The 26,380-nt window shown below is 70.2% G+C and carries 37 protein-coding genes and 1 pseudogene; 22 read left to right on the forward strand and 16 right to left on the reverse strand.

Annotated elements, in window-relative coordinates; genetic code table 11:
* Positions 1-61: 61 nt before the first annotated feature.
* Positions 62-169: pseudogene (locus ABZ642_RS10045) on the forward strand (VOC family protein); the annotation flags it as partial.
* A 181-nt stretch (positions 170-350) separates the two neighbouring features.
* Here ABZ642_RS10045 and ABZ642_RS10050 read toward each other — a convergent pair.
* Complete coding sequence (locus ABZ642_RS10050) at positions 351-1,091, reverse strand: VOC family protein (RefSeq protein WP_360480033.1); 741 nt, start codon at positions 1,089-1,091, stop codon at positions 351-353.
* A gap of 186 nt (positions 1,092-1,277) precedes the next feature.
* Positions 1,278-2,252 carry a D-cysteine desulfhydrase family protein gene (locus tag ABZ642_RS10055; RefSeq protein ID WP_360480036.1) on the reverse strand — a complete coding sequence of 325 codons (975 nt, stop codon included), beginning with the start codon at positions 2,250-2,252 and terminating at the stop codon, positions 1,278-1,280.
* A gap of 363 nt (positions 2,253-2,615) precedes the next feature.
* Here ABZ642_RS10055 and ABZ642_RS10060 point away from each other — a divergent pair, with 363 nt between their 5' ends.
* Complete coding sequence (locus ABZ642_RS10060) at positions 2,616-3,086, forward strand: SRPBCC family protein (protein WP_360480039.1); 471 nt, start codon at positions 2,616-2,618, stop codon at positions 3,084-3,086.
* The gene (locus ABZ642_RS10065) at positions 3,079-4,668 is read left to right on the forward strand and encodes an NAD(P)/FAD-dependent oxidoreductase (RefSeq protein ID WP_360480042.1); all 1,590 of its coding nucleotides are present in this window, start codon (positions 3,079-3,081) and stop codon (positions 4,666-4,668) included. Before ABZ642_RS10060 ends, ABZ642_RS10065 begins: the two co-directional genes overlap by 8 nt.
* An 85-nt stretch (positions 4,669-4,753) precedes the next feature.
* Here the strand turns inward: ABZ642_RS10065 and ABZ642_RS10070 are convergent, their stop codons facing one another.
* Positions 4,754-5,731, reverse strand: a complete 978-nt coding sequence (locus ABZ642_RS10070) for an SRPBCC family protein (protein ID WP_360480045.1) — start codon at positions 5,729-5,731, stop codon at positions 4,754-4,756.
* 3 nt (positions 5,732-5,734) lie between these two features.
* Entirely contained in the window at positions 5,735-6,625 is an 891-nt protein-coding gene (locus ABZ642_RS10075) for a histone protein (protein ID WP_360480048.1), read from the reverse strand.
* Between the two features lie 257 nt (positions 6,626-6,882).
* On the opposite strand from ABZ642_RS10075, the gene ABZ642_RS10080 reads away from it, so the two are divergent.
* The 8 genes from ABZ642_RS10080 to ABZ642_RS10115 are packed head-to-tail and all read left to right on the forward strand — an operon-like array spanning position 6,883 to position 10,692.
* On the forward strand, positions 6,883-7,233 hold the full coding sequence (locus tag ABZ642_RS10080) for a gas vesicle protein (protein ID WP_360480051.1): 351 nt from the start codon (positions 6,883-6,885) through the stop codon (positions 7,231-7,233).
* A 28-nt stretch (positions 7,234-7,261) separates the two neighbouring features.
* Positions 7,262-7,744, forward strand: a complete 483-nt coding sequence (locus ABZ642_RS10085) for a gas vesicle structural protein GvpA (protein WP_360480054.1) — start codon at positions 7,262-7,264, stop codon at positions 7,742-7,744.
* Between the two features lie 27 nt (positions 7,745-7,771).
* The gene (locus ABZ642_RS10090) at positions 7,772-8,485 is read left to right on the forward strand and encodes a GvpL/GvpF family gas vesicle protein (protein ID WP_360480057.1); all 714 of its coding nucleotides are present in this window, start codon (positions 7,772-7,774) and stop codon (positions 8,483-8,485) included.
* Positions 8,486-8,495: 10 nt separating this feature from the next.
* Positions 8,496-8,738 carry a gas vesicle protein GvpG gene (locus ABZ642_RS10095; RefSeq protein WP_360480060.1) on the forward strand — a complete coding sequence of 81 codons (243 nt, stop codon included), beginning with the start codon at positions 8,496-8,498 and terminating at the stop codon, positions 8,736-8,738.
* A gap of 39 nt (positions 8,739-8,777) precedes the next feature.
* Positions 8,778-9,185: a gas vesicle protein gene (locus tag ABZ642_RS10100; protein WP_360480063.1), complete on the forward strand. Its 408-nt coding sequence runs from the start codon at positions 8,778-8,780 to the stop codon at positions 9,183-9,185.
* Positions 9,178-10,053, forward strand: a complete 876-nt coding sequence (locus ABZ642_RS10105) for a GvpL/GvpF family gas vesicle protein (protein WP_360480066.1) — start codon at positions 9,178-9,180, stop codon at positions 10,051-10,053. The genes ABZ642_RS10100 and ABZ642_RS10105 overlap by 8 nt, the downstream gene beginning before the upstream one ends.
* Positions 10,050-10,292 carry a gas vesicle protein gene (locus ABZ642_RS10110; protein ID WP_360480069.1) on the forward strand — a complete coding sequence of 81 codons (243 nt, stop codon included), beginning with the start codon at positions 10,050-10,052 and terminating at the stop codon, positions 10,290-10,292. The genes ABZ642_RS10105 and ABZ642_RS10110 overlap by 4 nt, the downstream gene beginning before the upstream one ends.
* Complete coding sequence (locus tag ABZ642_RS10115) at positions 10,282-10,692, forward strand: gas vesicle protein K (RefSeq protein WP_360480072.1); 411 nt, start codon at positions 10,282-10,284, stop codon at positions 10,690-10,692. The genes ABZ642_RS10110 and ABZ642_RS10115 overlap by 11 nt, the downstream gene beginning before the upstream one ends.
* A gap of 128 nt (positions 10,693-10,820) precedes the next feature.
* Here ABZ642_RS10115 and ABZ642_RS10120 read toward each other — a convergent pair whose 3' ends face one another.
* The 6 genes from ABZ642_RS10120 to ABZ642_RS10145 form a co-directional block, all read right to left on the reverse strand.
* Positions 10,821-10,976, reverse strand: a complete 156-nt coding sequence (locus ABZ642_RS10120) for a DUF6131 family protein (RefSeq protein WP_360480074.1) — start codon at positions 10,974-10,976, stop codon at positions 10,821-10,823.
* An 87-nt stretch (positions 10,977-11,063) separates the two neighbouring features.
* Positions 11,064-11,672 carry an alkaline shock response membrane anchor protein AmaP gene (locus tag ABZ642_RS10125; RefSeq protein WP_360480077.1) on the reverse strand — a complete coding sequence of 203 codons (609 nt, stop codon included), beginning with the start codon at positions 11,670-11,672 and terminating at the stop codon, positions 11,064-11,066.
* A 41-nt stretch (positions 11,673-11,713) separates the two neighbouring features.
* Positions 11,714-12,424, reverse strand: a complete 711-nt coding sequence (locus ABZ642_RS10130; RefSeq protein ID WP_360480080.1) for a DUF6286 domain-containing protein — start codon at positions 12,422-12,424, stop codon at positions 11,714-11,716.
* Between the two features lie 52 nt (positions 12,425-12,476).
* Positions 12,477-12,890, reverse strand: a complete 414-nt coding sequence (locus tag ABZ642_RS10135) for an Asp23/Gls24 family envelope stress response protein (RefSeq protein ID WP_360480083.1) — start codon at positions 12,888-12,890, stop codon at positions 12,477-12,479.
* Positions 12,887-13,057: a hypothetical protein gene (locus ABZ642_RS10140; protein ID WP_360480227.1), complete on the reverse strand. Its 171-nt coding sequence runs from the start codon at positions 13,055-13,057 to the stop codon at positions 12,887-12,889. The genes ABZ642_RS10135 and ABZ642_RS10140 overlap by 4 nt, the downstream gene beginning before the upstream one ends.
* Positions 13,058-13,138: 81 nt before the next feature.
* Positions 13,139-13,636, reverse strand: a complete 498-nt coding sequence (locus ABZ642_RS10145; protein ID WP_360480086.1) for an Asp23/Gls24 family envelope stress response protein — start codon at positions 13,634-13,636, stop codon at positions 13,139-13,141.
* Positions 13,637-13,793: 157 nt separating this feature from the next.
* Between ABZ642_RS10145 and ABZ642_RS10150 the strand changes: the two genes are divergently transcribed.
* From ABZ642_RS10150 to ABZ642_RS10165, 4 genes are all read left to right on the forward strand, one after another.
* A complete protein-coding gene (locus tag ABZ642_RS10150) occupies positions 13,794-14,369 on the forward strand; it encodes an RNA polymerase sigma factor (protein ID WP_360480089.1) in 576 nt (191 codons plus the stop codon).
* Positions 14,360-15,037: a hypothetical protein gene (locus tag ABZ642_RS10155; RefSeq protein ID WP_360480092.1), complete on the forward strand. Its 678-nt coding sequence runs from the start codon at positions 14,360-14,362 to the stop codon at positions 15,035-15,037. The genes ABZ642_RS10150 and ABZ642_RS10155 overlap by 10 nt, the downstream gene beginning before the upstream one ends.
* Entirely contained in the window at positions 15,034-15,402 is a 369-nt protein-coding gene (locus ABZ642_RS10160; protein WP_360480095.1) for a hypothetical protein, read from the forward strand. The genes ABZ642_RS10155 and ABZ642_RS10160 overlap by 4 nt, the downstream gene beginning before the upstream one ends.
* Positions 15,403-15,835: 433 nt before the next feature.
* Positions 15,836-16,252, forward strand: coding sequence for an ATP-binding protein (locus ABZ642_RS10165; protein WP_360480213.1), 417 nt, complete (start codon positions 15,836-15,838; stop codon positions 16,250-16,252).
* Positions 16,253-16,263: 11 nt separating this feature from the next.
* On the opposite strand, the gene ABZ642_RS10170 is transcribed toward ABZ642_RS10165, so the two are convergent.
* Entirely contained in the window at positions 16,264-17,127 is an 864-nt protein-coding gene (locus ABZ642_RS10170) for a SigB/SigF/SigG family RNA polymerase sigma factor (protein ID WP_360480216.1), read from the reverse strand.
* Positions 17,128-17,414: 287 nt separating this feature from the next.
* Between ABZ642_RS10170 and ABZ642_RS10175 the strand changes: the two genes are divergently transcribed.
* Both ABZ642_RS10175 and ABZ642_RS10180 read left to right on the forward strand, forming a co-directional pair.
* A complete protein-coding gene (locus ABZ642_RS10175) occupies positions 17,415-17,576 on the forward strand; it encodes a hydrophobic protein (protein WP_360480098.1) in 162 nt (53 codons plus the stop codon).
* A gap of 193 nt (positions 17,577-17,769) precedes the next feature.
* Positions 17,770-18,141, forward strand: a complete 372-nt coding sequence (locus ABZ642_RS10180; protein ID WP_360480101.1) for a PRC-barrel domain containing protein — start codon at positions 17,770-17,772, stop codon at positions 18,139-18,141.
* Between the two features lie 154 nt (positions 18,142-18,295).
* On the opposite strand, the gene ABZ642_RS10185 is transcribed toward ABZ642_RS10180, so the two are convergent.
* On the reverse strand, positions 18,296-18,481 hold the full coding sequence (locus tag ABZ642_RS10185) for a hypothetical protein (RefSeq protein ID WP_360480104.1): 186 nt from the start codon (positions 18,479-18,481) through the stop codon (positions 18,296-18,298).
* A gap of 56 nt (positions 18,482-18,537) precedes the next feature.
* Between ABZ642_RS10185 and ABZ642_RS10190 the strand changes: the two genes are divergently transcribed.
* On the forward strand, positions 18,538-18,795 hold the full coding sequence (locus tag ABZ642_RS10190; RefSeq protein ID WP_360480106.1) for an AI-2E family transporter: 258 nt from the start codon (positions 18,538-18,540) through the stop codon (positions 18,793-18,795).
* Positions 18,796-18,875: 80 nt separating this feature from the next.
* Here ABZ642_RS10190 and ABZ642_RS10195 read toward each other — a convergent pair whose 3' ends face one another.
* The gene (locus tag ABZ642_RS10195; RefSeq protein WP_360480109.1) at positions 18,876-19,391 is read right to left on the reverse strand and encodes a CGNR zinc finger domain-containing protein; all 516 of its coding nucleotides are present in this window, start codon (positions 19,389-19,391) and stop codon (positions 18,876-18,878) included.
* A 214-nt stretch (positions 19,392-19,605) separates the two neighbouring features.
* Between ABZ642_RS10195 and ABZ642_RS10200 the strand changes: the two genes are divergently transcribed.
* Genes ABZ642_RS10200 through ABZ642_RS10210 form a run of 3 tightly spaced genes read left to right on the forward strand, consistent with a single transcriptional unit; the run spans position 19,606 to position 22,162 of the window.
* Positions 19,606-20,475 (forward strand): alpha/beta fold hydrolase, encoded by an 870-nt coding sequence (locus ABZ642_RS10200; protein ID WP_360480112.1) that lies wholly within the window; start codon positions 19,606-19,608, stop codon positions 20,473-20,475.
* Positions 20,476-20,521: 46 nt separating this feature from the next.
* Positions 20,522-21,382 carry a DUF427 domain-containing protein gene (locus tag ABZ642_RS10205; RefSeq protein ID WP_360480115.1) on the forward strand — a complete coding sequence of 287 codons (861 nt, stop codon included), beginning with the start codon at positions 20,522-20,524 and terminating at the stop codon, positions 21,380-21,382.
* A 48-nt stretch (positions 21,383-21,430) separates the two neighbouring features.
* Positions 21,431-22,162 carry an SDR family oxidoreductase gene (locus tag ABZ642_RS10210; RefSeq protein WP_360480118.1) on the forward strand — a complete coding sequence of 244 codons (732 nt, stop codon included), beginning with the start codon at positions 21,431-21,433 and terminating at the stop codon, positions 22,160-22,162.
* Positions 22,163-22,249: 87 nt separating this feature from the next.
* Here the strand turns inward: ABZ642_RS10210 and ABZ642_RS10215 are convergent, their stop codons facing one another.
* From ABZ642_RS10215 to ABZ642_RS10225, 3 genes are all read right to left on the reverse strand, one after another.
* Positions 22,250-22,813 (reverse strand): GNAT family N-acetyltransferase, encoded by a 564-nt coding sequence (locus tag ABZ642_RS10215; protein WP_360480219.1) that lies wholly within the window; start codon positions 22,811-22,813, stop codon positions 22,250-22,252.
* Positions 22,814-22,855: 42 nt separating this feature from the next.
* Entirely contained in the window at positions 22,856-23,035 is a 180-nt protein-coding gene (locus tag ABZ642_RS10220; protein ID WP_360480121.1) for a hypothetical protein, read from the reverse strand.
* Positions 23,036-23,250: 215 nt separating this feature from the next.
* Entirely contained in the window at positions 23,251-24,711 is a 1,461-nt protein-coding gene (locus tag ABZ642_RS10225) for an NAD(P)/FAD-dependent oxidoreductase (RefSeq protein WP_360480124.1), read from the reverse strand.
* Between the two features lie 1,127 nt (positions 24,712-25,838).
* Here ABZ642_RS10225 and ABZ642_RS10230 point away from each other — a divergent pair.
* Positions 25,839-26,380: ice-binding family protein (locus tag ABZ642_RS10230; RefSeq protein WP_360480127.1), on the forward strand; the 542-nt coding region annotated here is incomplete at its 3' end.

Here is a 26,380-nt window from a genome sequence, read left to right on the forward strand (position 1 = left end):
GGCAGGCCAGTCCCCCGGACACCACCGCACCGGTGGTGTCCGGGGGCCCGCCGTTCCCGCCGCCAGATCGGCCGACATCGGTCGGAGTGGCGAAGAGCCCTGGCACGTCCTCGCCGATCCCGAAGGCAACGAGTTCTGCCTGCTCAAGTCGCGCCTCGCCGCACTCTGACCGGACTCGTCGGCAACGGGGGGCGGCACCCGCGAGTGCCGCGGCGGATCAGCATGACCACCGGCTGCGCAAGGGCGTTGTCGCGACCCGCCGGCTCGGGTGATGCTGTGCCCGGTCGCCGACGCCACTCTTGCGGTACCGCGGCCACAGCGTCGCCTCAGCAGGTTCGCATGACGGGGTGTCAGGACCGGGCGAGGACGCAGAACTCGTGACCCTCCGGGTCGGCCAGGCATACCCACGGGACGTCGCCCTGGCCGAGGTCGAGGTCGTTGGCGCCGAGGGACCGCAGTCGGGTCACCTCCGCCTTCTGTCCGTCACCGGGGTACGGCACCAGGTCGAGATGGACGCGGTCCGGCACGGTCTTCGCGCCGGGCTTGCGGAGGAACTCGAGATACGGGCCGGTCCCTTTGGCGGAGCGCAACACCGCGTGATCGTCGGACACCTCGTGCAACGTCCAGTCCGTCGCCTCGTCCCAGAACCGGGCCATGGCCCGCGGGTCGGCACAGTCGACGACCACCGCGGCGATCGGCCCGGTGTCGCGGTAGATCTCCCGGGGCTCCAGCACGCAGAACTCGTTGCCCTCGGGGTCGGCGAGGACCGTCCACGGCACGTCGCCCTGGCCCACGTCGACGGGCGTCGCGCCGAGGGCCTGGAGGCGCGCGACCAACTCCGCCTGATGGGCGGCAGAGGTGGTGGCAAGATCGAGGTGGGTACGGTTCTTCGTCGTCGTCTTGGGTTCCGGGACGGTGACGACGTCGATGCCGACGGTGACCGGGTCCAGCCAGTCGAAGCCGGCGGGTTGAACGGCGGTCACGCCGGATCCCTCGCCGGAAACGTTCCAGCCGAGCGCCTGCGCCCAGAACCGGCCGACCGCCGAGTCGTCAAGAGCCTTCATGTTCACCTGAACAAGGCGCAGCGTCATGCCGACGATCCTATGCACGCTGCGACGGCGTCCACGGATACCCTCGCCAAGCCGGATGAGGATGAGCAAGGACGACTGGCGGTGTCGCCATCCCGCGCACGGCTGCCAAAACCACCGGCAGTTCGCGATGGTGAGACGCGTTCGGTCCGGACGCCCGACCCAGGGGCCACGGTGCCTGCACCCCGTCTATGCCGGGAACACCGACAGGGCACGGTCGAAGCGGTCGACGGCCTCGGCGTGGCCGAAGAGTCCGGGCAGGCCGCCGGTGTGCCAGAAGACGGTCGTCCGGCCGGCTGCGACGGTGCCGTCCCTGACCGCGGCCAGGAGTCCGGCCATGGCCCGCCCCGTGTAGACAGGATCGAGTGCGATGCCTTCGGTGCGGGCCACGAGTCGCAGCGCCGCGGCGGTGGACTCGGTGAGCCGGCCGTAGCCGGAACCGACCTGGTCCGAACGGATGCGGAGCCGGTCCCGCACCGCGGAACCGGTGAGTTCGCCGGCCATGGCGGCGACCGCCGCGGCCGGGTCGTCCATCGCGCCCGTATCGACACCCAGTACACGGTCGGCCCCCAGCGCGGCGACCAGACCGGCCATGGTGCCACCCGAACCCAACGCGACGACGGCCAGGTCCAGCGAGGGAATCTGGGAAAGCAGTTCCCTGCCGGCCTGCTCATAGCCCCGGGCTCCCACGGCGCTGGACCCACCGAACGGGATCAGCTCCGCACGCGCCCCCCTGCGGCGCAGTACCTCGACCACTTCCTCCGCGACAGCGACAAGCCGTTGCAGGTCGGCGTCGCCTGCCCAGTGGACCTGAGCCCCGAAGAGGGCGTCCAGGGTCAGGTTTCCCGACCGTGACTCGCCGGGCCCGCCCGGAAAGACCAGCACCACATCGAGACCGAGCTTCGCCCCGGCCGCAGCGGTCAGCCTCGCGTGATTGGATTGCGGAGCCCCCACCGTGACCAGGGTGTCCGCTCCGGCAGCCAGGGCCGCGCCGACCGTGTACTCGAGTTTGCGGACCTTGTTTCCGCCTGCCCCCAAACCGATCAGATCGTCTCGCTTGATCCATAGATCGGCCTCCCGCAGACCGAGGGCGGCAGCCAGACGCGGAGCCCCCTCCAGCGGCGTCGGCCAACTTGCAAGAGACGTGGACGGGGCAGGGGTCACGCGAGTTCCTCCAACGGGAGACTTCCAACCGATCACTCATCGTCAGTCGTATTGCACCTCTTTGTCTACGCTCCTCAGAGCCGTCCCCCGACCGCGCGGCGCCAGATCTCCGAACGCACGGACCCCGTCCTGCCCGGCCCCTCCGACAGGCGCCGCGCCGCGCCGCAATCCGGTCTGCGTGAGATGCGAGGGCATTCGAGTGCGCGCACCATGGCCGTGACACCGCATGGCGGACGAGGGCGTCAGCCGTGCCCGGGTGTTCCAGCCCTGTGCGAGCGCCGGTACGAACGCAGGCCGGCTCTCCCAGTGCCGCTCGACGCGGCTGTGTGAGACATCGTCCGTTCCCGCAGAAGGGGCTCCTCCGTGGCCGTCCTTCATCAGCTGATCCAGCGTCCCCCGCACGCGGTGTGGGCCGTGCTGGCCGATCCCACTCTTTACGGAGAGTGGGTGGTGGGGCCCACCAGGTCCGTGCCACTCGACCGGACCTGGCCCGCGGTCGGATCCAGGCTCCGCTACACCGTGCGCCTGGGGCCCTGGTCGGCCGACGGGGTGACGACGGTCCGCCACCAGGAAGCCGGAAGCGAGCTGGAACTGGAAGCCTCGTTCAAGCCGCTGGGCACGGCGAGGATCTTCCTCCAGCTCAGGCCATGGGGCGAGGAGGAAACCCTCGTCATCTGCGACGAACACCCCCTGCGTGGCCTGGGAGGCACCCTCCACAACGCTGCGAGTGAAGCGCTGTTCCTGCTGCGCCACCGGGGCATGCTGGCCCGCCTGGCCAGACTTGTGGAACAGGATCCCGTCGAGCGGGGCCGGGCAGGGACCCGCCATGCCTGACGCGGTGGTGATCGGCGCCGGTCCCAATGGGCTGGTGGCGGCCAATCTGCTGGCGGATGCCGGGTGGAGCGTGGAAGTCCTGGAGGCGCAGCAGGAGCCCGGAGGCGCCGTGCGCAGCGATCGCGGTGTCCACCCCGACTACGTCTCCGATCTTTTCAGCGCCTTCTACCCGCTGGCCGCCGTGTCCCCGGTCCTCGCCCGGCTGGATCTCGCCGCGGAGGGACTGCGGTGGAGCCACGCCCCGCGCGTGCTGGCCCACCCGCTGCGGGACGGGCGATGCGCCGTGCTGGAGCGCCGGGTGCAGGGGACCGCAGCGGGGCTGGACGCGTTCGCGTCGGGTGACGGCGATGCCTGGCGGGACCTGTACGAGGCCTGGCGCCGTGTCGGGCAGGATCTGGTGCAGGCCCTGTTCACGCCGTTCCCGCCAGTCCGCTCCGGGCTCCGGCTGGCCGCGAAGTTCCGGGCCGCGGGCGGACTGCGGCTGGCCCGGAATCTGGTCCTGCCAGTGCGCCGCCTGGGCGAAGAGGAGTTCCGGGGCGAGGGGGGACGGCTCCTGCTGGCCGGGAACGCGTTGCATGCCGACCTGGCCCCCGAGGCGGTGGGCAGCGGCGGATTCGGCTGGCTGATGTCGATGCTCGGACAGAGCCACGGCTTCCCGGTCCCCGTCGGCGGGGCCGGCGCCCTGACCGCGGCGCTCGTGAGCCGGCTGCAGCACCGCGGCGGCGTTCTGCGGTGCGGGGAACGCGCCGTGGCCGTCGTCGTACGGGGCGGCAGGGCGGTGGGCGTCAGGACGGCCGACGGCGAGACCGTCGGCGCGCGCCGCGCGGTGCTCGCGGACACGTCGGCGCCGGCCCTGTACCGGGAGCTCGTGGAGGAGGAGCACCTTCCCTCCCGCCTCCTGCGGGACCTGGAACGCTTCCAGTGGGACTTCGCGACCTTCAAGGTCGACTGGGCCCTGACCGGCCCGGTGCCGTGGACGGCCCCGCAGGCCTCCGGAGCCGGAACGGTCCACGTGGCCGACGGCATGGACAGTCTGACCCGGTTCGCCTCGCAGATCGCCGTGGGACAGGTCCCCGACGAGCCGTTCGCCCTGTTCGGGCAGATGACCACGGCGGATCCCAGCCGCTCACCCGCCGGCACGGAGTCGGCATGGGCCTACACCCATGTCCCACAGCACATCACCTCCGACGCCGGCCCCGACGGCATCACCGGCCGCTGGGACGCCCGTGAACAGGAAGCGATGGCGGACCGTGTCGAGACCCAGGTGGAGCGGTTCGCGCCCGGCTTCCGTACCCGGATCCTGGCCCGCCGGATCCTGGCCCCCACCACCCTCCAGGCGATGGACGAGAACCTCCACAACGGCGCCATCAACAACGGCACCACCGCACTGCACCAGCAGGCCGTCTTCCGTCCCGTCCCCGGCACCGGCCGACCCGAGACCCCCGTAAAGGGCCTCTACCTCGCCTCCGCGGCCGCCCACCCCGGCGGCGGAGTCCACGGAGCCCCCGGAGCGAACGCCGCCCGAGCCGCGCTACGGGCCCACGGACCGCACACCCTCCTCCACCGGGCCCAACGGACCTGAACCGCCCGGTGGTCTGAGAGCTCGGGAACACGGCCCGAGTGTCAGGGCAGGCCGAACCGGGGGGAATCGCCTGGCGCAGGCCGCGTCAGCGCCCGTTCTCCTCGGCCTCCTCGTCGTACTCCTCCTCCGGCTCGTCTTCGTCGTACTCCTCTTCCTCTTCTCCCTCTTCTCCCTCTTCTTCGCCGGGGGCCTCCCCGTCTTCTTCGTCGTACTCCTCCTGGTCCTCGGCCTCCCCTTCCGCCTCCTCGTCTTCCAACGCCTCCTCGTGGCTGCGGACCACCTCGCCGTCGCGGATCTCTCCGCGCCAGCCCTCGACCTCCTCGTCGGCGAACGTGACGTAGCGCTGGAAGTTCTTGAAGTCCAGCCGCAGACGGCGGCCTTGGGCGCGCCACAGGTTGCCGGTCTTCTCGAAGAAGCCCGACGGGTAGTACTCGACGACGAGCACGATGCGCGTCAGGTCGGGCGTGAGTTCGTGGAAGCTGACACAGCCGTGGGTGGTGCCTTTCGCGCCCTCGGAGCTCCATACGATGCGCTCGTCCGGCACCTGCTCCTCAACTGATGCCTTCCAGCCCCGAGTCGACGGACCGACCTTCACCTTCCAGGTGCTGGCGACCTCGTCGTTCTTGGACACACTGCGTACGCCCTTGGTGAAGCCGCTGAACTCCTCGTACGCGGTCCAGTAGTTGTACGCCGTGCGGATCGGGACACCCACGTCGAGCACTTCGATGATGTTCATGACCTTGGTGCTGCCGGCCTTGCCACCGCTCCCTCCGCCGAAAATGCTCTTGACCTTGCCCATCACGTTGTCCTTGAGCCCCTTGGCCTTCTGACCCACGAACGCCTTCAGCGGGGAGTCGCCCTGGAGCATCCGACCGCCGACGCCGGCGAGTGTTCCCCCGTTCTCGGCCGCGTCGAGAAGGTGGTCGGTGACATCCCCCAACTTGTCCCCTGCCTTGTCGGCGAGATGTTCCACCTGAGCACCGAGGTAGTCGACGAGTTGTTCGCGCAGCAGGTCCAGACCCGAACTCTCTTCGTGATCGGTGTCACGCACTTTGTCGGCCATGACCTACCTCCGCCGTGCGGTCGTCTTCTTGGCAGCGGTCTTCCGCGCCGGGGCCGTCTTCCTGGCCGGGGCCTTTTTCTCGGCCGTCCCCTTCGTCGCGGTCTTCTTGGCGGCGGGCCTCTTCGCAGGGGCCTTCTTGGCGGGAGGCGCAGACTTCTTCGCGGCCTTCTTCGCCGGCGCCGCCTTCTTGGCGGGCGGCCGGTGCGCCGCGGTCTTCTTGGCCGGTGACGCCTTCCTCTGAGGAGCGGCCTTCTTGGTGGCCGCCTTACGGGGAGCGGGCTCGTCCGGGCGCTTCCTCGCCGCGGTCCCTGTCCGCCGACGGCGACGCGGCGGCGGTTCCTCCTCGGCCTCTTCCTCGGTCTCTTCCTCGGCCTCTTCCTCCTCGGGTTCCTCCTCCTCGGGTTCCTCCTCCAGTTCGTCCTCCGGCTCTTCCTCCTCGGCCTCTTCCTCCTCCGGCTCCTCCTCTCCCTCTTCCGTTTCCTCGTCCTCCTCGTAACGCCCCTCGCCCTCCTCCGGCTCCTCCTCGTCCTCCTCGTACTCGTCTTCGCCCTCTTCCTCTTCCTCTTCGTCCTCGTCCTTCTCCTGGCCAATGCGTTGCGTCCGCTCGCGGAGCGAGTCGGCGAGGTCGGTGAGGCGCCGATCGGCAGCGGCTGCCAGGGCTTTGCGGCCGGCGCCCAGTAGTTCGCCGCGCACCTGCTCGTTCAACTCGGCGACCGCTGGCACATCACCTATCTTGCGGAGTCCGGTCGTCAGCAGCTGTTGAGGGTCGAGCCCAAAGCGGCGGCCGGCAAGGTAAGTTGCCACGGTGAAGGCAAAGCGTGCCTTCTTCGTGCGTCCGAGCACGTAGCCCGCTGCGACGGCGGCGGCGAGGCCGACCTTGGTCGTGTCGTTCATGAGCCGGTTCCCTTCACAAAGGGCAGGTGGAAACGCCCGCGTCCGGACCAACGCCCCGGTCCCGAACCCGCGATGGAGACAGAAAGCGGATCGCACGCGCACCGTGCCTCACCGCCCGCTGTGTCGCAGACACACCATGCGACCATCGGGCAGGTCCCCGCGAAGTCATCCATGCTAGGGCGATATGTGTCCCTATATGATGAAATTATAGGGTTCGTGGATGGAATATGGCGCACGCTCCGACCACCGGAGAGATCATGGCCGCACCAGAACCCCGGAGGCGATCCAGCGGTCGGAGCCGCGGCTCCGACGGGGACAGCACGAGTGGTTCCCGTCGCCCCCCCGGCAAGGGCAACGCCGCTTGGGCCATACGCTCCGCCGTCGGACAGCTTCAGGAGTTGCTCGGCCGCGCTCCCGAGTCCGTCTCGGCACTGAAACCGACCGAGACCGGTTGGGAAGCCGACGTCGAGGTACTCGAATTGGAGCGCGTCCCCGAAACCACCAGCGTGATGGCCACCTATCGAGTGACGCTCGACGAGGAAGGCGATCTGGTGGGATACGAACGGAAGCGCCGCTATACGCGCGGCCAAATCGACCGGCGGGGCTGAGACAGCACAGCCGGTGAAGGGAGGCACCATGACAGTGGTGCCGCAAAGTGGAGGCGGTGTCGCTCGCGGTGGCGGGACCGGCAGTCTCTACGACGTCCTGGAACTCATTCTTGACCGCGGACTTGTCATCGACGTGTTCGTCCGCGTGTCGCTGGTGGGGATCGAAATTCTGAAGATCGACGCCCGCATCGTCGTGGCCAGCGTCGACACCTATTTGCGTTTCGCCGAGGCGTGCAACCGTCTCGACCTCGAGTCCGGGAGGAAGGCGCCCGCCCAGTTGACCGACATCGTCGGAGACACGGTCGAGAGCGGAGCCAAAGGCAAATCCAAAGGGGCCCTCTCCGGAGCGGCGGAAGCGGTCACCGATTCGCTCAAGGGGATCACCGGCCGTGACGACGCCGAGGAAGCCGAAGAAGAAGAGCCCGAGGAAGAGGACGAGGGCAAGGAAAGGGAACCCGTGGAGAGGCGACGGCGGCCGGTTCGGCGTACCTCCCGACGCGAGCGCGAATGAGGCTTGCCGCGCGAGAAGGAATGAGCCATGGCCGTATACATCTACTCCATCACCGGCAAGCAGCACCCGCTCCGCCTCGACGGTCTCGACGGCGTCGGTGAACCCCCGACGAGCTTGCGGACAGTGACGGCCGGACCGCTGTGTGCTGTGGTCAGCGACGCGCCGGAGGATCTGCGTGCCAAGCGCCGCGACATCATGGCGCACCAGGAAGTCCAGGAGCGCCTCATGGCGGACGGCACGGTGCTCCCCATGCGGTTCGGCCTCATCGCCGAGAACGACGAGGCCGTCCTGGCGGCCCTGGAGCAGAATGCCGCGGACTACACGGACCGGCTTCAGGCACTGGAGGGGTGCAGCGAGTACCACCTCAAGGCGTCGCAGGACGAGGACGCGCTGCTGCGGCAGATCCTGCGGGAGTCGGACGTGGCACGAGAGCTCAACGACGAGATCCGCGGCGGCACCGCCGCCCCCGACGCCTCGCTGCGACTGGGGGAGCTGGTCACCCAGGAGGTACAGGCACGGCAGGAGGCGCTGGCGGCGGGTGTGGTCGAAGCACTGCGGCCCCTTGCCCGCACGCTTGAATCGTCCCAGCCGACGGGTTCGGACTTCCTCAACGTGTCGTTCCTGGTGACCGATGACCGGGAAGAGGCGTTCCTGACCACCGAGTTGAGCGTCGCCCATCAGATGGGCGACGACTTCGACTTCCGGCTCAACGGCCCCCTGCCCCCCTACAGCTTCGTCTGAAGGAGTTCTCATGGGCCTGTTCACCCAGCTCGTCACCCTCCCCCTGGCCCCCGTGCGCGGCGTCGTATGGGTCGTGGAACGGGTCCGGGAGGAAGCCGAGAACCAGTACTACGACCCCGCACCGGTGCACCGCGAACTCGCCGAGCTCGAACGTCTCCTCGTCGCGGGAGACATCGACGAGGAGACGTTCGACCGGCGCGAGGACGAACTGCTCGACCGGCTCGAGGAGATCCGCGCCTATCGGCAGAGCTGACCCTCCTGATCCGGCACAAGGGAATTCGAGGCCGCAACCGTGACTGAACCCCTGGCCAACAGGCTTGGTTCCTATCCGTCCCGAGCGGCGCCGCCCTACGGGCAGGGCTCCTCCGCCAACCTCGCCGACATCCTTGAACGGGTACTCGACAAGGGCATCGTCATCGCGGGCGACATACAGATCAACCTTCTCGACATCGAGCTGTTGACCATAAAACTGCGCCTCCTGGTCGCCTCCGTCGACAAGGCGAAGGAGATGGGCATCGACTGGTGGGAGCACGACCCCGCGCTCTCCTCCCGGGCCAGGGGCGATCGTTCACTGGCCGAGGAGAACCGCCGGTTGCGGGCCGAGATCGATGCTCTCCGCCAGGGCGACGCCCTCCCCGTGGGGGAGGAAGCGCCCCGGCGCACGGGCGGCCGTCGCCGGGGAAGTGCTCGCGATGAGTGACCTGCTGACGTACGCGTATGCGGTGGTACGCGACATCGAGGGACTGCGGGAGATGGCCCCGCCGCTCCGGGGCGTCGCCGGCGCGCCGGTCAGCCTCGTCACCGGAGCCGGAGCCGGAGCTGGAGCTGGAGCCGGAGCTGGCGCCGGAGCCGGTCAGCCGGCGCTGGTGGTGAGCCGCGTGCCCGCACAGGACTTCCAGGAACAGGCTCTCAAGCAGCATCTCGAGGACCTGGAATGGCTGGAGGCGGTGGCCCGCGCCCACCACGGCGTCATCGAGGCCATGGCCGAGCGCACCACCGTCCTCCCCTTCCGCCTGGCGACCGTCTACCTCGACGACCAGCGGGCCCGGGAGGTACTGGAAGCAGGGCGGACCGTGTTCGCCGAGCGCCTGGCCCTGCTCTCCGAACATGTCGAATGGGGGGTCAAGATCTATGCCGAGCCGTCCGCGGTCCCCGCGGCCCCGGCCGCTCCCGCGGGGGACCTGACCCCCGGGCGGGCCTATCTGCGCAACCGCCGGCAGCAGCAGAGTGTTCGCGACACCGTGTACGAGGCGGCGCGGAAGGCCGCCGAGCGGGTGGAGACGGCCGGCCGCAAGCACGCCTCCGACCGGGCCCGGCACCGCGTACAACAGGGATTTCTCGCCGAAGCCGCCGGCAGTGCCGGCGGCGCCGAGGTCGTCGGCGAGAACGTCGTCAATGACGCATACCTTGTGCCCCTGAGCCGTTGCGACGACTTCCTGGCCGATGTGACACATGCCGCCGACGGGCTGGACGGAGTACGGGTCGAGGCCACCGGCCCGTGGGCTCCGTACTCCTTCGCCATGTCACCCGGTGAAGCCGGCGGTGCCGAGGAGGGCGCACCCCCGTGATCACGCCCGGCCCGCAACCCGAGACGGAGCATCTGCCCCAGCGGCAGGTCGCTCTCATCGACCTGCTCGACCGACTGCTGACCGGTGGTGTCGTCCTCACCGGTGACGTGGTGCTGTCCATCGCCGACATCGATCTGGTGCGCGTCTCTCTCCGCGCCCTGATCGTTTCCATCAGCGAGCAGAACCCCTCGCCGTGGCCGAGCGCCGGCCCGCCGCAGGGCGGCGACCATGACAGCTGAGGGCGAGAGCCGGCCGCCGTCCCGCGCCGACGAAGTCGCGGAGGCAGCCGCCCGCGCCTTCCGGCTGTTGCCCGCCGCCCCGCGCGACCTGGACCTTCCGGCCGGCAAGGGCTCACGTTCCCCGGCCCGGCGGATCAGCTCCGACCGCGACACCGTCGAACGGGACCTCCTCAAGCTCGTCCTCACCCTCGTGGAACTGCTGCGCCAGCTGATGGAACGACAGGCCCTGCACCGCGTCGACCAAGGAGACCTCACCGAGGACCAGGAAGAACGCCTGGGCGCGACCCTTCTGCTCCTGCACGACCGCATGAGCGAGCTGTGCGCCGAGTACGGACTGACCATGGAGGACCTCAACCTCGACCTCGGGCCCCTGGGCACGCTGCTTCCGCCCTCCGAGTGAACCCCCGGTGACCACCGTCGAGTGCCTAGAACGAGACAGCGCCCGAGCCGACCGAAGCCGGGTCGGGCGCTGCGCAGCGGGTCAGAGGGGTACCCCCGGCTGCTCGCACCGTAGGACGTGCGAGGCGATTACCAGTAGTGGCGTCGACCGGCGACGGCGTGTCCCATGCCGCCGAGGAGCCACAGGACGGCTCCGATGACCAGCAGGATGATCCCGATGGTCCACAGGATGGATATCCCGGTGACGAAGCCGACGACGAGCAGAATGATGCCCAGGATGATCATGATCTCTCCATTGGGGGAGTGGTGCCGGAGCCACCGAACGGCTGGCGACCGCAAGGGGGGTGGGCACGGGGGTGGGGGGTCTTCTCCTTACTCCGCGCGGTGCGGTTTGTGGCCGGCGACCTGCAGGCGGACCTCGGTGGGCAGGTGGGAGGAGCCGGTGGACCGACGGGCGGTTCGGAGCGGGCCCTCCCACAGGGCATCGAGGACGGCGCCGGGTGCCGCCCGAGAGGAGAGAGTGAGGCCGACGCGGGTGCGGGGACGGGCAGGACGGCCGGTGATGCGTACGGCCGTGTGCTCGACGCCCGGCAGGGCACCGGCTTCGGAGGCGATCGCGTCGCTGAGCGCGCGGTCGCGCAGTTCGACGCCCTCCTGCGGGGGTGTGCCGCCGATGGGCAGTGTTCCGGGGCGGGGTCGGCGCAGTTGGGCGAGCAGCCACCACAGGGCGAGCAGGACGACGAGGACGAGGACGGCGATGACCGCGGGCCACCACCACCAGCCCTGGCTGCTCCAGCGGGCCCGGTCGGCGGAGCCGAGCAGGACGTCGGCCGGGGTGGTCAGGGGCCAGCCGACGGGCGGCACCAGATGGTGTCGCCGGTAGATGTCGAGCCCGGCGAAGAGGATCAGCAGACCACCGCCGAGCAGTATCAGGCCGGCGAGGGCCAGCAGACTGCGGTTGACTACAGGTTGCGGCGTCATGGTGCGGGCTCCGGTGCTGCTGGGCGCTGCTGGGTTCTCGGTCAGTGGGCGCGTCGCCGTACCCGTACGACGATGCGGGGAGGGCGGGCGAGGGCGAGTTGGTCGCGCTCGTCGCCGAGGACGGCGGTGAGGTCGTCCTTCACCTTCCGGGGGTCGCGGAAACGGACGTCCGCGCTGGCTTTGACGCGGTGGCGGCGCACCCGGATACGAGCCTTACCGACCCCGGGTACCCGCATGGCGGCGTCGCGTATCAGATCGGCGGCACCGTCCCGGTCCAGGGCGGCCCGCAGCCCGGGCGCGGGGGAGCGCAGGGGCAGCCAGTGGCGTAGGCCGGGAGTGAGGGCCAGCACGATCAGCCAGACGCCGACGGCGGCAGCCACGGCGGCTCCCGTGAGCATCCACACGTCGTTCAGTGGGCGGGTCGCCAGTTCGTCGGCCAGGTGCCGGCGCCAGGCTGCCGCAGGGTGTCCGGCCCGTACGGCGACGACGTCGAGCAGTGCCGCGCCCGCCGCCACGAGAACCAGCGAGGCGACCAGCGCGGCCGGAAGGCGGCGTGCGGACCATGGCCGATGGGTTCGCTGCCCGCTGCCGGGCTCACCGGCTGTCAGATTCGGTGGTGGCGGGTCGTGTTCGGGCAGGCCGGGCTCCGCCGGTTGCTCCCTCGGCTCCTCGGGCTCCTTCGTCAGCGGCACCGCGGCAGGGCGCGCGGACGGTGCGGAGCTGCGGGCGGTCGGGTCCGGGTCGGGTGTCATTCCGGTCCTCCTTCTCGCGTGGCGAGGCCGTCGGCACCGGCCGCGGGGCGGCTCACCGGACCCGTCCCCGGTTGGCGCCGGCGGCGGTCACCAGCCGCCGGACGGTGAGCGTGACCTCTCCTACCTCAAGACCGGTCAGTTGGGCCACCCGTTCGCCGACGTCCTGCCGTATCCGCTCGCAGATCCGGGGGATGTCGGCGGGGTAGGGCAGGTCCATGGTCAGGTGCAGGCGTACCCAACCGGAAAGGGTGGCCGCGGAGGCGGCGGGCGCCGCCGGTGCGTCCCGGTCGGGCGGTATGGCGGCGCGCCGGGACTGGGCCGTGCGGGCGGCCTGGGCGGCGATACGGGCGACCACCCTGTCCGGTATGACGGTGGCGCCCCGCTCGGCCGGGGGCGGCAGGCCGGCAGCCCGCGCCGGGGGGCCGGACCCTTCACCGGGGGGCGGGGCACCGGGCCGGGTGTTCACCGCTGCCTCCGCGCACGGAGGTCGAGATCACCCTGCACGGCGAGGCCCACGATCAGCCCCACCGTCCCCAGGACCAGAACGAGCAGGAATGCCCAGAAGCCGCCGAAGTAACCGGCGAAGGCCAGGGCCATGCCTGCCGCGAGGCCCGTCGTCGCTGCGTTCATCATGCACTCACCCGTCTCGCGAGCGTCCCTGTCGCCGTGATCGCCCGCGCATGCCCGAGGACACGGCGGTGGTCACGGCTCAGGTCACCGCACGCGGCCCTCTTCCGGTTCGGTCCGCCCCTCCTCGTCCTCGTCGCCGGGGAGGTCGACGTCGTCGACGACGATGTTCACCTCGACGACCTCCAGCCCTGTCATCCGCTCCACGGCGCTGATCACGTTGGCGCGTACGCCGCCGGCGACATCGACGATGGAGACGCCGTACTCGACGACGACATCCAGGTCCACGGCGGCCTGCCGCTCGCCGACCTCGACCTTCACTCCCCGCGTGACACCTCCGACACCTCCGCCGCCGGGGACGCGGTCCCGCATGGCGCCGAAGGCGCGCGCCATCCCCGCTCCCAGGCTGTGGATGCCGGGTACCTCACGGGCGGCCATGCCCGCGATCTTGGCCACCACGCCGTCCGCGATGGTGGTCTTCCCCCGTGTCTCGGCCGGAGTCCCGGCCCCGGTACGGCCCTTCAGCGCGCTCACGCCCGCATCGGCCCGGCCGCCCCCGCTGACGCTGGTGATGTTGTCCGTCATGGCGGTCGCCTCGATCGGTCAGTGGGAGACACCTGCGTGGTGCCGTCAAAAGGTTGGACACACGTGGCGGTGTACTTCTCACACGCAACAGGTGTGATGTGCATCACGTGGCCGTGTGCGGGTACTTGCTCGTTCCAAGCCCTGTGCGGGAGTTGTCATGATCGAACCCACCGCTTCGCCACGGCTGGAATGCGACCTGCCGGACGGACTGCTGGCCATACGGGCGGCCGAGGGAGACGAGGACTCCTTCGCCGTTCTCGTCCGACGGCACAGCCGGTCCCTCCTGACCCTGGCCCGTTGCATGCTCGGCAACCCCCAGGACGCCGAGGACGCGGTCCAGGACGCCTTCGTCAGCGCCTGGCGGCGACTGCCGGAATACCGCCACAGCGCGGAGTTCCGTACCTGGATGTACCGGATCACGGTCAACCGTTGCCTGACCATACGTCGGCGCCGGTTGCCGCCCCTCTCACTGAACACCGTCGTCGAACCCGTGGCGGGCGACCCGTGGAGCCAGCCCGACCGGTCCGCCGAGGGGGACGCGACCGCCGCCGCCCTGACCCGCGCGCTCGCCGAGCTGGACGCCGGGCAGCGGATCTGCTGGATCCTGAGGGAGGTGCAGGGCCTGCCCTACAAGGAGATAGCCCACGAGACGCGGACCACCGAGCCGACGGTGCGCGGCAGACTGTTCCGGGCGCGCCGATCCCTGCAGGAGGCGATGGGCCCATGGCGCTAGACGACCCGCACACGCAGCCGTCCGCACCGCCGGGAGCCGACGGGCCCCGCACCGGATCGGCCGCCGCCGACGTGCCACCGTTCCCGGGGGACGAGGCGCTGCCCTGCGGCCGCCTCCTCAGCCGGGTCTGGGAACAGGCCCGGGACGAGGCGTCGGCCGGGGACCCGCACACCGCCTCCTGTCCGCACTGCCGCGAGGCCGTCGAGGGGCTGGCCACGGTGAACGCGGCCACCCGGGCGCTGCGCGCCGTGGACCCGCCCGGACTGTCCGCAGTCGCCGACCGCGTCATGAACGCCGTCAGGGCGGAGGCCAGGCTGGGACGGCTGCTGCCCCTGGCCGACCCGGACCGGGACCTGAGGATCACCGAGAGCGCCGCGGCGAAGGTGCTGCGGCAGGCCGCGGACACGGTCCCCGGTGCGAGGGCCGCGACCTGCCGGCTCATGTCGGCGGGCGAGGGCACCGACGTCCGGGTGACCATGACTCTCGTCGCCGGTCTCGACCGTCCGCTGCCCGAGCGCGTACATCAGGTGCGCCGATCGGTCCTTCACTCGGCCGGTCAGGATCTGGGGCTCGCGGTGACGGCCGTCGACATCGCGGTGGTCGATGTGGCCGAGCGGTGGTCGCCGTCCGTCGGCACCGGCCTCCGGACGGGTGGGGGTACGCGATGACCACCGTCGGCCCGACCACGATCTCCGGCGTCGTGGCCGAGGCGGTCCTCGCGGTTCCCGGCGTCACCGGCCTGCAGCCCCGACTCGCCCAGCGCCTCGCGGCAGCCGCCGCGCCCACCCGGACGTCCGCCGCGTCTCACCGCACGCCTCCCGAGGCGGGCGTCCGCGCCGAGCGGGCGCCGGACGGCTCGGGATGGCACATCGAGGTGCGCTGCGCCCTTGCCGAGGGCCGGCGGCCCCTGGACGTCGCCCGCGACGTGCACGGCCGGGTGCGGACCGCCGTCGTCTCCCACCTCGCCACCCCGGAGCCGGTCACCGTCACGGTCACGGTGACCCGCATCGTCGCCCAGTACGACGCGGCATGAGCGGCGTGGGCGTCGGCCCCGCGGACCGTCCGAGGCGACGCCAAGGGTCCACCACCCCGGGACCCGCTCGCCCCCATGGGGGTCGGCGGGCTCAGGGCCGTGTTCGGCGTAGGCGCGGGTGTTCTGGTCCGGTTCGCCGCGCGGGGCGACGACCCGGACGCCGCTGACAGCGGATTGGCTTATCGTCAGTTGCTCGGACTGGTCCGGGTCTGCCTCCGTCACCGAGTCCTCGACTGCGTTCGCCGGTAGGGCTCTTGCGCCCGACGTCGGCCCGGATGTCAGGGGGAGGCACGCTCGAAGGGCCCGCCGGTTCGAGTAGGAAGAACATGAGCCGCGCCGCGCCGGGGTGGTCGCCGGCGGACAACGGGAACGAAGGTGACGAAGAGTGGAGCCTGCCGACAGCGACGGCGAAGGGCGGCCGAATACCCGTCTCATCGCCACTGTCGTCTCGTTGGGAGGCGGCGATGCCTGTATCGCCGAAGCCCGACACCATGCGGCGGAGTTCCTCGACCGGGCACGGGCCGACCATGACGTGGCCGTCTCCGAGCGGGTCGTCGATCTCACGCGGTTGGTGGTCAGCGAACTGGTCACCAACGCCCGCAAATACGCTCCCGGGCCGCTGCACATGGAGCTGAGCATCGCGGACGACGTGGTGGAGGTGAGCGTTCGGGACAGTGCCAGGGTGCCGCCCGCGACCCGCTCGGTCGATCCGGAGAGGGTGGGCCAGCACGGGCTGGAGATCATCATGGCCGTCGTTCAGGCATTCCAGGTCCGGCTCGAACCGGCGGGCAAGAGTGTCATCGCCCGTATCGCTTTGGCCGATGGGCCGGTAGAGGTGGACCCCCGGTGAGATCCGCGGGCTCACCCGGGCAGGAGACCGGTGCGGAGTCCGGCCAGGATGCCGGTCAGCAGCCGGGAGACGTGCATCTGGGAGACGTGCAGTTCGCGGCCGATCTCGGCCTGGGTCATCTCCTGGCCGAAGCGCATCTCGATGATGGCCCGTTCGCGGTCGTCGAGCCGCTGGAGCAGGGGTCCGAGCGTGTGCAGGTTCTCGAACAGCTCCAGTGCCGGGTCGGTGTCTCCCATCGTGTCCGCGTAGGACGGCGTGCTGTCGGTGTCGTCGTCACCGGCCGGGGTGTCGATGGAGCCGGCGACGTAGCCGTTGGCGGCGACGAGGCCCTCGATGATCTCGTCGTCGGTCAGGTCCAGGTGGGTGGCGAGTTCCTTCACCGTGGGAGTGCGGCCCAGTTCGGCCGAGAGCTCGTCCTTGCTCTTGGCGAGGCTGACGCGGAGTTCCTGCAGGCGGCGAGGGACGTGGACGGCCCAGGTGGTGTCGCGGAAGAAGCGTTTGATCTCGCCGACGATGCACGGGATCGCGAACGAGGTGAACTCGACCTCGCGTGAGAGGTCGAAGCGGTCGATGGCCTTGATCAGGCCGATGGTGCCGACCTGGATGACGTCTTCCAGGTCGCCACCGCCCCGGTTGCGGAACCGGCGGGCCGCGAACCTCACCAGGGACAGGTTCATCTCGATCAGGGTGCTGCGGGCGTACTGGTACTCGTGGGTGCCTTCCTCCAGGGTCTGGAGGCGATCGAGGAAGAGCCGGGACAACTCGCGTGCGTCCTTGGGGGTTACCTTGCCGCCGTCCTCGATCCAGGGCAGGTCGTCCGCGGCGGCAGGTGTTTCCGTGATGGTGGCGGTGGTCTCGCGGGCATTCACGGACAGGGTCACTGTGTCGCCTTCGGTGGAGAACGGGGTGAGCGTCGTCTGCCCCCGTAGGCCATATTCATGTCCCCGCAGCGCGGTCGGGCCGGATCTGCGCGAGCTCGGTCGGAGCCTCTCCGCGCCCGCGCGAGGGACGACGGGCGCACGCGCCGGCAGCCTGTTGTCGAGGGCCGTTCTCCTCTGAGGCGAACTCCGGGGAGTGAGCCGTGCCCACGGCGTTCCTTTTACGAATTCGTAGGTGTGGACGGGGAACCGGCGGGCACACGGCGGTTCGGAGGTTAACAATTATGATTCCCCTGCTTCTCGTTCTTCTGCTGGCCCTGATTCTCTTCGGCGCGGGTTTCGCGCTGAAAATTCTGTGGTGGGTCGCGGTCGTCGTGTTGGTCCTGTGGCTCGTCGGGTTCGTTGCTCGTCCGAAGGGTGGCAGTGGCCGCTGGTACCGCTGGTAGCCGACCGACAAAAATACTTTCCGCGTGAGGGCCGGAGAAAATTCTGGATTCTGGCTTGAATGCGGGGCGTGTGACCCTGGAGGCGGGGCACTCGCAACCAAGGCGGCCGAATAAACCGCCGTGTACGACTGCTGAAAAGGAGGATCGGCGGAGGTCTCTGCCGTCCCCTTTTTACCGGAGGAGTTGTTTTCGCGTGACTGAGAATGTGTGGAGTTACAAGTCGACCGCGGGTCGTCTTGCGGGCGCCGACCTCACTGGATACAAGGTCGAGGCCACGGACGGCAGCATCGGTAAGGTCGACAAGCACTCCGACGAGGTCGGTGACGCCTACCTGGTGGTCGACACCGGTGTGTGGATCTTCGGCAAGGAGGTCCTGCTCCCGGCGAGCACGGTCGCGAGCATCGACCCGAACGAGAAGAAGGTCTTCATCGGCCTTGCCAAGCAACAGATCAAGGACGCCCCGGAGTTCGACCGCGAGAAGCATCTCGGCGACCAGGGCTACCACGACGAACTGGGCACCTACTACGGCACGGGCGGCGCCCCGTTCGGCGGCCCGCTCGCCTGACCCAAGGCCCGCGCTGAGCACCACGGCCCCGGGACTCGTCAAGGAGTCCCGGGGCTCTCGCGTGCCCGGGTGCGGGTGCGGGTGCGGGTTCGGGCAGGGCGGTGAACACCTGCGGCACGTCGACGTCGAGGAGCCGGGGAGAGTCGTACACGATCTACAGGACCGGGACGTGGAGCGGAGCTGCCGGACTCCCCGCCATGGTGTCGGCGAGCTCGGTCGGCGTGACCGGCGAGGAGGGTCGATCGGCGTCCTGCTTCGGCAGCAGCAGTTCCTCGTATCTGCCCAAGGCGAGCATCAGGCCGAGCATCAGAGGCGGGATGAGCACCGCGAGCACTGCCATGGCGAGTCCTTCTCCGAGAAGGTGCGCAGGGGTGGAACGCGAGTGTCCTCGGGACGATGGGACAAACCTCCGCGCCGGCTTCCGGTCTTCGAGCACGCGATGGGCCCATCCCGATCGCGACCGCGGTCTTCCACGTAGTCCTCCGGATCGTCGAGGACTGCCTCATCGCGCCGCGGGCCATGGAGTTCGCCGTCGACGTCAACCCGTTGGGCACGGTTCTCGCGGTGCTGGTCGGCGGGGCGCTCCCAGGCGTCGTCGGCGCCCTCGTCGCCATCCCGGTACGACGGGAGCGCATCACGGCCCGGCCGGACTGAGCCCCGACCGGGAACGGCTGCGCGAGGGCCTCGCCGCGGCGACGGATCGAGGTGGTGCGTACGGTACGTCGGCGCGGTTGTCAGCCGGCCGCCGCGTCGCGGGTGCGCTGGTAGTGGCGCCGTGCCTTCATCCGGTTGCCGCAGACGGCCATCGAGCACCAGCGGGCCCGGTTGGTCTTGCTGCGGTCGATGAGGAACAGGCGGCACTCCGGGTTGCCGCACGCGCGCAGTCGGCCCGGCATGGTCTCCCGCAGTGCGCTCCAGGCCAGGACGGCGGCCACCGCCAGGCGGCGTTCCACCGGGGCCTCCAGCTCCCACGCCACCCCCGCCGGCGACACCCGCGGGCGCGAGGTGACGTCCTCCAGCAGCGGGGCCAGCGAGGCGGCGGGCCGGTCGCCGCTCACCACGTCCCGCAGGAGATCGCGGGCCTGGAGCAGATGCCGGTGTTCTTCCACGCCGCCGGTACCCCCGTGGGCCAGCTGCCAGGACCTGGCGGCCTCCGGGTCGGCCAGCAGGTCCTGGACGGCGCCGTTGACCACGGGCGTGCTGTTGAGGAGCTCCAGCAGAGTGTCCTGCTGCTCCCGGTCGGTCGTCATAGCAGCCAGCCTCCTAACCGCATCGACAGATTTGACAGGTTACATCAACGTGGGCTGACGGCCGTACGGCGAGATGTCGCCTGCATGCCGGCCTCCTCACCCGTTTCGGCACCTAACCATCAAACTCGCCTTGACAGGTTAGGTGGCCTGTGCTCGACTGAAGACACGGCCAGTGAAGACGTAACCAGTGAAGACTGATAGAAGGGTTAGATCCATGGTTCCCGCAGTCCATCACCGCACCGCCACCGTCGACGGCCTCGACGTCTTCTACCGGGAGGCCGGCGATCCGCAGGCGCCCGTCGTGGTGCTCCTCCACGGCTTCCCGACCAGCTCGCACATGTTCCGCAACCTGATTCCGGCACTCGCCGACCGCTACCGCGTGATCGCCCCCGACCACATCGGATTCGGCCAGTCCGCCATGCCGGACCTGGGCGACTTCCCGTACACCTTCGACGCCCTCACGGACGTCACCGGCGGCCTGCTCGAACAGCTGGGGGTCGACCGGTTCGCGATGTACGTCCAGGACTACGGCGCCCCCATCGGCTGGCGCCTCGCCCTGCGGAACCCGGACCGCGTCACGGCGATCGTCACGCAGAACGGCAACGCCTACGAGGAGGGCTTCGTCAAGCCCTTCTGGGACGGCGTCTTCGCCTACGCCGAGGCCCCGGGACCGAAGACCGAGGCCCCCATGCGCGGCGCCCTCACCCCTGAGATCACCCGCTGGCAGTACGTGAACGGCGTCGCCGACCCCAGCCTGGTCAGCCCGGACAACTGGGTGCACGACCAGGCGCTGCTGGACCGCCCCGGCAACGACGAGATCCAGCTCAAGCTGTTCCGCGACTATCCCACCAACGTGGATCTCTACCCGCGGGTCCACCAGTACTTCAGCGACTCGCAGGTCCCGCTGCTGGCGGTGTGGGGCGCGAACGACGAGATCTTCGGCCCCGACGGTGCCCGGGCGTTCGCCCAGGACCTGCCCGACGCCGAGATCCACCTCCTCGACTCGGGGCACTTCGCCCTGGAGAGCCACCTGGAGGCCATCACCGAGCACATTCGCGACTTCCTCGCCCGCGCCCTCGCCTGACGGCTCCGCCCAGCACCCCCACCCCGGCACCCGGAAGGAAAGCCCCATGGGACTGTCCTGGCAACAAGGCCCCCTCTCCACCGGCGCGATCGGACACTTCCTCACTCCCGAACCGCTGCCCGAGCGCCTGCTGTTCGCCGAGCGGCTGCGCCGCCGTATGCGCGTGAAGTTCAACGGAACCTGGATCGCCGACAGCGAGGACGTCGTCCTGCTGCACGAGCCCGGCCGTTACCCGGTCGCCTACTTTCCCCGCGAGGACGTCCAGGAGACGGCCCTCGTCGACGGCGGCAAGGTAACCCGCCACAAGGACCTGGGCGACACCGCCTGGTACTCGGTGAGCGCCGGCGACCGCACCACCGAACGCGCCGCCTGGGAATTCACCGCACTGCCCAAGCACGCCGGCGAGCTGGACGGTCGTATCGCCTTCGCCTGGCGTGCCATGGACGCCTTCTACGAGGAGGACGAACGCATCCTCGGGCACGCCGCCGACGCCTACCACCGCATCGACATCCGCACGACCTCGCGCACGCTGGAGGTCCGGGCCGGCGGCACCGTGATCGCCCGCTCCGAACACCCCGTCGTGCTCTACGAGTCCGGGTTCGCCCCGCGCTGGTACGTCCCCCGCGCGGACATCGACGAGGCCCGGCTCCGGCCCGTCGAAGGCCAGACCTTCTGCCCCTACAAGGGCCTGTGCGACTACTACGACATCGGCGACGCGCACCGCGCCGCCTGGACGTACCGCGACGCCTACCGCGAGGTGGACCGGATCGGCGACCTGGTGTCCTTCGAGGCGGACAAGGTGGAGGTCCGTCTGGACGGCGAACGCCTGCGTCCCGAACCCGGGCAGAGCGTCGTCGCGCACGGCGCCGACCGCGGCCTGGACGCCGACGAGGTCACAGCCCGCTGACATCAGCCCGCCGACATCACACCGGTAATCGACGAACGAGGAGTTCTCGTGTCCGCGAACCTGAAGGACAAGACCGTTCTCGTGGTGGGCCGCGGCAGCGGAATCGCCCGAGCGGTGAGCGACGCGGCCCTGGCGGAGGGCGCCCGGGTGATCGCGGCCGGCCGCGACCGTGCGGCACTGCGGAAGAGCTACGGGGACACCGAGGCCACGGTCGCCACCGTCGACCTGACCGACGAGGGGTCGATCAAGGCCCTGGCGGCGGAGGTGGGCGCCGTGGACCACGTGGTCTCGACCGCCTCCGCCCGGGCCCGCGGGCTGGTCTTCGAACTCGACCCCGAGGCGATCCTGCTGTCGTTCCACACCAAGGTCGTCGGGCCGATCATGCTCGCCAAGCACTTCGCGCCCACCATGCCGGCGGGCGGCTCCTTCGTCCTGCTCTCCGGTGTGGCCGCGCTCGAACCCGACCCCGGCTTTCTCGGGGTCGCCGCGACCAACGGCGCCGTCAACACCGTCGTACGGTCCCTGGCCGTGGAACTGGCGCCGATCCGGGTCAACGCCGTCTCGCCCGGCACCATCGACACCGGCGCGTGGGACCCCCTGGGCGAGGAGAAGAAGGCCGAACTGTTCGCCAGGCTCTCCGCGGGCAACCCCACGGGCCGCATCGGCACCACCGAGGACGTGGCTCACGCCGTCCTCTTCGCCCTGACGAACACCTTCCTGACCGGCATCTGCCTGGCCGTCGACGGTGGCCAGCCCCTCAGGGTCGCCACGGGCACATGACCCGGAGGCCGCGCCGACGGTTTCGGCGAGCGGACGGCGATCGCCTTGACGGACCCGGCGAGCCGCAACGGCCGCTCGCTCAAGTGGCTACTGCTGCTCCCACTGCTCCCTGGTGATCTCGTACCGCACGCCCCCGTGCTCGGAACCCTCGACCATCTCCATGTCGGGGGGAGTGGGGATGGTGTCCGCGAGCGTCATTTCGAGCTTCTCCATGATGTTGCGCGAACCACGGTTCACGGCCATCGTCTCGGCCCAGACCATGCGCACACCGAGCACGGTGAACGCCTTGCCCAGCAGAGCCCGTGAGCCTTCGGTGGCAAAACCGTTGCCCCAGGCCGCCTGCCGCAGCCGATAGCCGAGTTCGGCCTCGTCCGGCGGGCCCTGCGGCTCGGGACGCAGGCAGAACCAGCCGATGAACGCGCCGCCGTCCTTCTCGTGCGCGGCGAACAGTCCAAGATCGCCGCCCCATCTCTCGTAGCCGGCGATGATGTTGGGCAGGTGGCGCTCGCGGACGATCTCCGGGGCGGTCGCATGGCCCCCGGTCAGATAGCGCATCACCGCGGCGTCGCTGTCCAACTCGATCAGCAGGTCCGCGTCGTCGGCGGTGAAGCGGCGCAGGGTCAGGCGCTCGGTCTCCAGGTAGGTGTCCACAGAGTGGATCATGTCTAGAGCAGGGCGGGCAGTTCAACGGCTTTACTCGGACAGGGGCGGCGAACCGCGAGATGCCGCCGCGGAATCGGCGCGGAGGTCGGCGATGTCCGCCTGCCGGAACGTGCCCAGGACCCGCGACCCACGGGGCGTGTTGAGGCGCCGGCGATGCGCGGCGAGCAACCGGGAGAGGTGCACCACGATGCTGTCCAGGTGGGCCGTCATCTGATGACGGCCCACCCGGTGGGATCGAGCAGCAGATGTTCAGCTCATTGGGTGGGTGGGGGGCATCTCTTGTCGAGGGCTGGGTTGCCTGCCGCACGTGGACGGAGTGCAACCGTCTGATCGGACTCGGCCGCAAGGTCAACGGTGCCGTCGGGCTGGAACCTGGGGTCCGAGCAGGTCTCCGATGGCCTGGGCTGCGCGAGCGAGGAGCGCTTCTACGTGTGCGAGTCCTGGGAGCGTTCCTGAGCCTGCCAGGTCGGGCGGCCTCCCAGGTGGCGCAGTGCTGATGCCGCCGCTCCGGCGCCGCACATGCCGTGCGCCCCAGGGCCGGGTGGGGTGGCCGCTGAGCACAGGAACACTCCGGGCAGGCCAGTGGCGTAAGGGTCCAGCGCCGGGCGGGCGCCCAGGAGGAGCTGGGAGGCTGTCTTCGCTCCGGTGAGGATGTCGCCGCCGGTGAAGTTGGGGTTGGCCGCGGCGAAGTCGGCGGGGCGGGTGATGTGCCGGCCCACGATTCGTTCGTGTACGCCGGGGGCGAAGCGTTCGAGCTGCCGGAGGATCGCCTCCGTGGCGTCGCCGTCGTAGCCGTGCGGGACGTGGGCGTACGTCCAGACGGGGTGGACGTCGCCGACCGACCGGGAGGGGTCGGCGAGGTACTGCTGGCCGACCAGGACGAAGGGCCGCTCGGGCATCCGGCCCTGCGTCACGTCCCGTTCCGCCCGGGCCACTTCGGCGAGCGGGCCGCCGAGATGCACGGCCCCGGCCCGTCGTGCCCGCTCGTCCCTCCAAGGCACGCCGCCCTCGACGGCCAGGTCCACCTTGAAGGCGCCAGGCCCGCGGCGGAAGCGCCGGTACGCGCCCGTCACGCGGGCGGGCAGCCTGTCGCCGTAGAGGGCGGCGACCTGACCGGGGTCGAGGTCGAGCAGAGTCACGTCAGCGGGCGGGATCTGCCGCCGGGCGGTGATCCGCACCCCGGTCTCGATCGTGCCGCCGGCGGCGAGGAGAACCGCGGCCATGCTGCGGGCGATGGACTGCGAGCCGCCCTCGGCGACGGCCCACCCGGCGGTGTGGCCGGAGGTGAGGATGCCGAGCCCGATCGCCGAGACGAGCGGGTCCCAGAACGGCCGGAACGCGTGCGCCGCCACCCCGGCCCACAGAGCCTGGGCCTGCGGGGTCCGGAAGAGGCGCGCGAGAACCGCGGGAGGCAGCACGGCCGGCAGGCCGAACCGGGCGAGCAGCAGCGGGTGCGCCGGGATCCGCAGCAACGGACCCATCACGTCGTGCGCGAGGGCGTCCCAGCGCCGCACCAAGGGCTCCACCAGGGCCCGGTAGCGGCGGCCGTCCGGGCCGAGCCCGGCGGCGGTCTCCGTGACGGAGCGCAGCAGGACCCCGGCCGTCCCGTCGTCCAGCGGGTGCACACAGTCGATCTCCGGCAACCGCCAGCGCAGCCCGTGGCGTTCGAGGCCGAGGGCCCGGAGCGCGGGCGAGGTGACGGCCATGGGGTGGATGGCCGAACAGTGGTCGTGCAACAGGCCGGGCAGGATCGCCTCGTGGCTGCGCGTGCCGCCGCCGACCTCGTCGGCGGCCTCCAGCAGCGTGACGTCCAGGCCATCCCGCGCGAGGAGGGCCGCAGCGGCGAGCCCGTTGGGCCCGCCACCGACGACGACCGCGGTCGTCATGACGCCAACTCCACGGGCGGAACGCCGGGCGCCGATCGCAGCCCATGACGAGACACGGCACGCCCTTCCAAATGATCACTGACGTCAGCCGTGCTCTTGTTCCTCGGCGCTTCCATGCGTCGAGCGCCTTGGCGCGTCAGGGCGGGTCCTTGCCGGTGACCGGGTTGTTGTGTCCACGGTGGTTGGTGGCGGACGGCATGGCCTGGGTGGTCTTGAACGGGTGAGGGCCTTCCTGCTTCGGTATGGATTGCGACATCTCCACCGAGCACCGAGAAGGCCGTCTTGGCCCACCGTAATGCACCCTGGCCGAGACCGGTCGGCTGCGCCGCCCGCTGCGTCGTCGAGGACGGCTGGCCGCCGAGCGTTATTCCGATTCACCGCTCTGCCGCAGCCGCCCGTCTGACCGGCCCCGGCCTGATTTCGACGTAACAAGAAGTGCCCCCGGCGGGAGTTGGGGATCCCATGCGCAAGAACACCGGCTCCACCGAGGGCACTGGAGGGCTTTGTCTACCAGTGCCACCTGCCGTTGTCGAGCGCCGCCGTGGACCTGGTCTCCGGCCTGGTCCGTGGTCGCCTGAAGAAGATCCGTTCCTGCTGGCGCGCGCTCCCGGCTGGCCGGATGACCCTGGTCCTCCGCGCGTGCCTCGGTCACGACCAGCGGCTTTCCGCAAGGGCGAGCGGTGACGACGCCTCCTCCTCCACCGTGCGCCGCTGGCTGCTCGAAGTGATCGGGCTGCTGCCGGCCCGTGCCCCGTGCCTGGACCGTGCCTTGAAGGAAATAACCCGGAAGGGTGGCGTCGTCGTGCTACGTGACGGCACCTTGGTGCGCACCCTCCGCCGCACCGGGGACGAGAACGGCCGATCTCGGCGGCGAAGCCGAGGCGCTCCAACTGGTGACCCCTGCATCTGACATGGCTGGGCACACCGGCCGCCGTCGATAAAGATCTGCGCATTCGGGCGAGCGTTTCGGATAATCGGAAATGCAAATTTCCCAACAATTGCCACGTATTCGAGGGCTTAACTCTCGGAAATCACGACTCTCCCTCATTTTCTGTTGCCGCGCATAGATTTCTCCGTAATATGCGGCGAGCAGATCCAGGCTCCCGGGCGATTTGGCAGGGCCCGGTATGCCACGGCCCCCCACAGAAAATGGCCTCTCGATGAAGCTGAAAATCCCTCAAACAGCTCGCCGCCGCGCTTTGCCCGGCCTGCTGGCCTCGGCCCTCGCCACGACGGTCGCCGCGGCGATGGTCGTCATGACACCCGCGCAGGCAGTCGCCATCGCTACGCCCGTGCAGCTGGGCACGGCCCAGAGCTTCTCCGTTCTGGCAGGTAAGGGAGTCACCAACACCGGCGCCACGGTGATCAGCCACGACCTCGGGACGCATCCGACCCCGGCGATCACAGGCTTCCCGCCCGGCGAGGTGCTGGGCGCCGTGCACGCTGCCGACGCCGTCGCGCTGCAGGCCAAGTCCGACCTGGTCACGGCGTACAACAGCGCGGCCGGCGAGGCGGAGGACTTTGGGCTCGCGGCGGGAATCGGAAATGGCACCACGCTCATCCCGGGCGTCTACACCGCTTCGTCCGGTGTCGGACTCACCGGCGACCTGGTCCTGGATGCCAAGGGGAACCCGAATTCCGTCTGGGTGTTCCAGATTCCGGAGGCCCT

The sequence above is a fragment of the Streptomyces sp. NPDC007157 genome (assembly GCF_040634235.1).
Classification (GTDB): Bacteria; Actinomycetota; Actinomycetes; order Streptomycetales; family Streptomycetaceae; genus Streptomyces.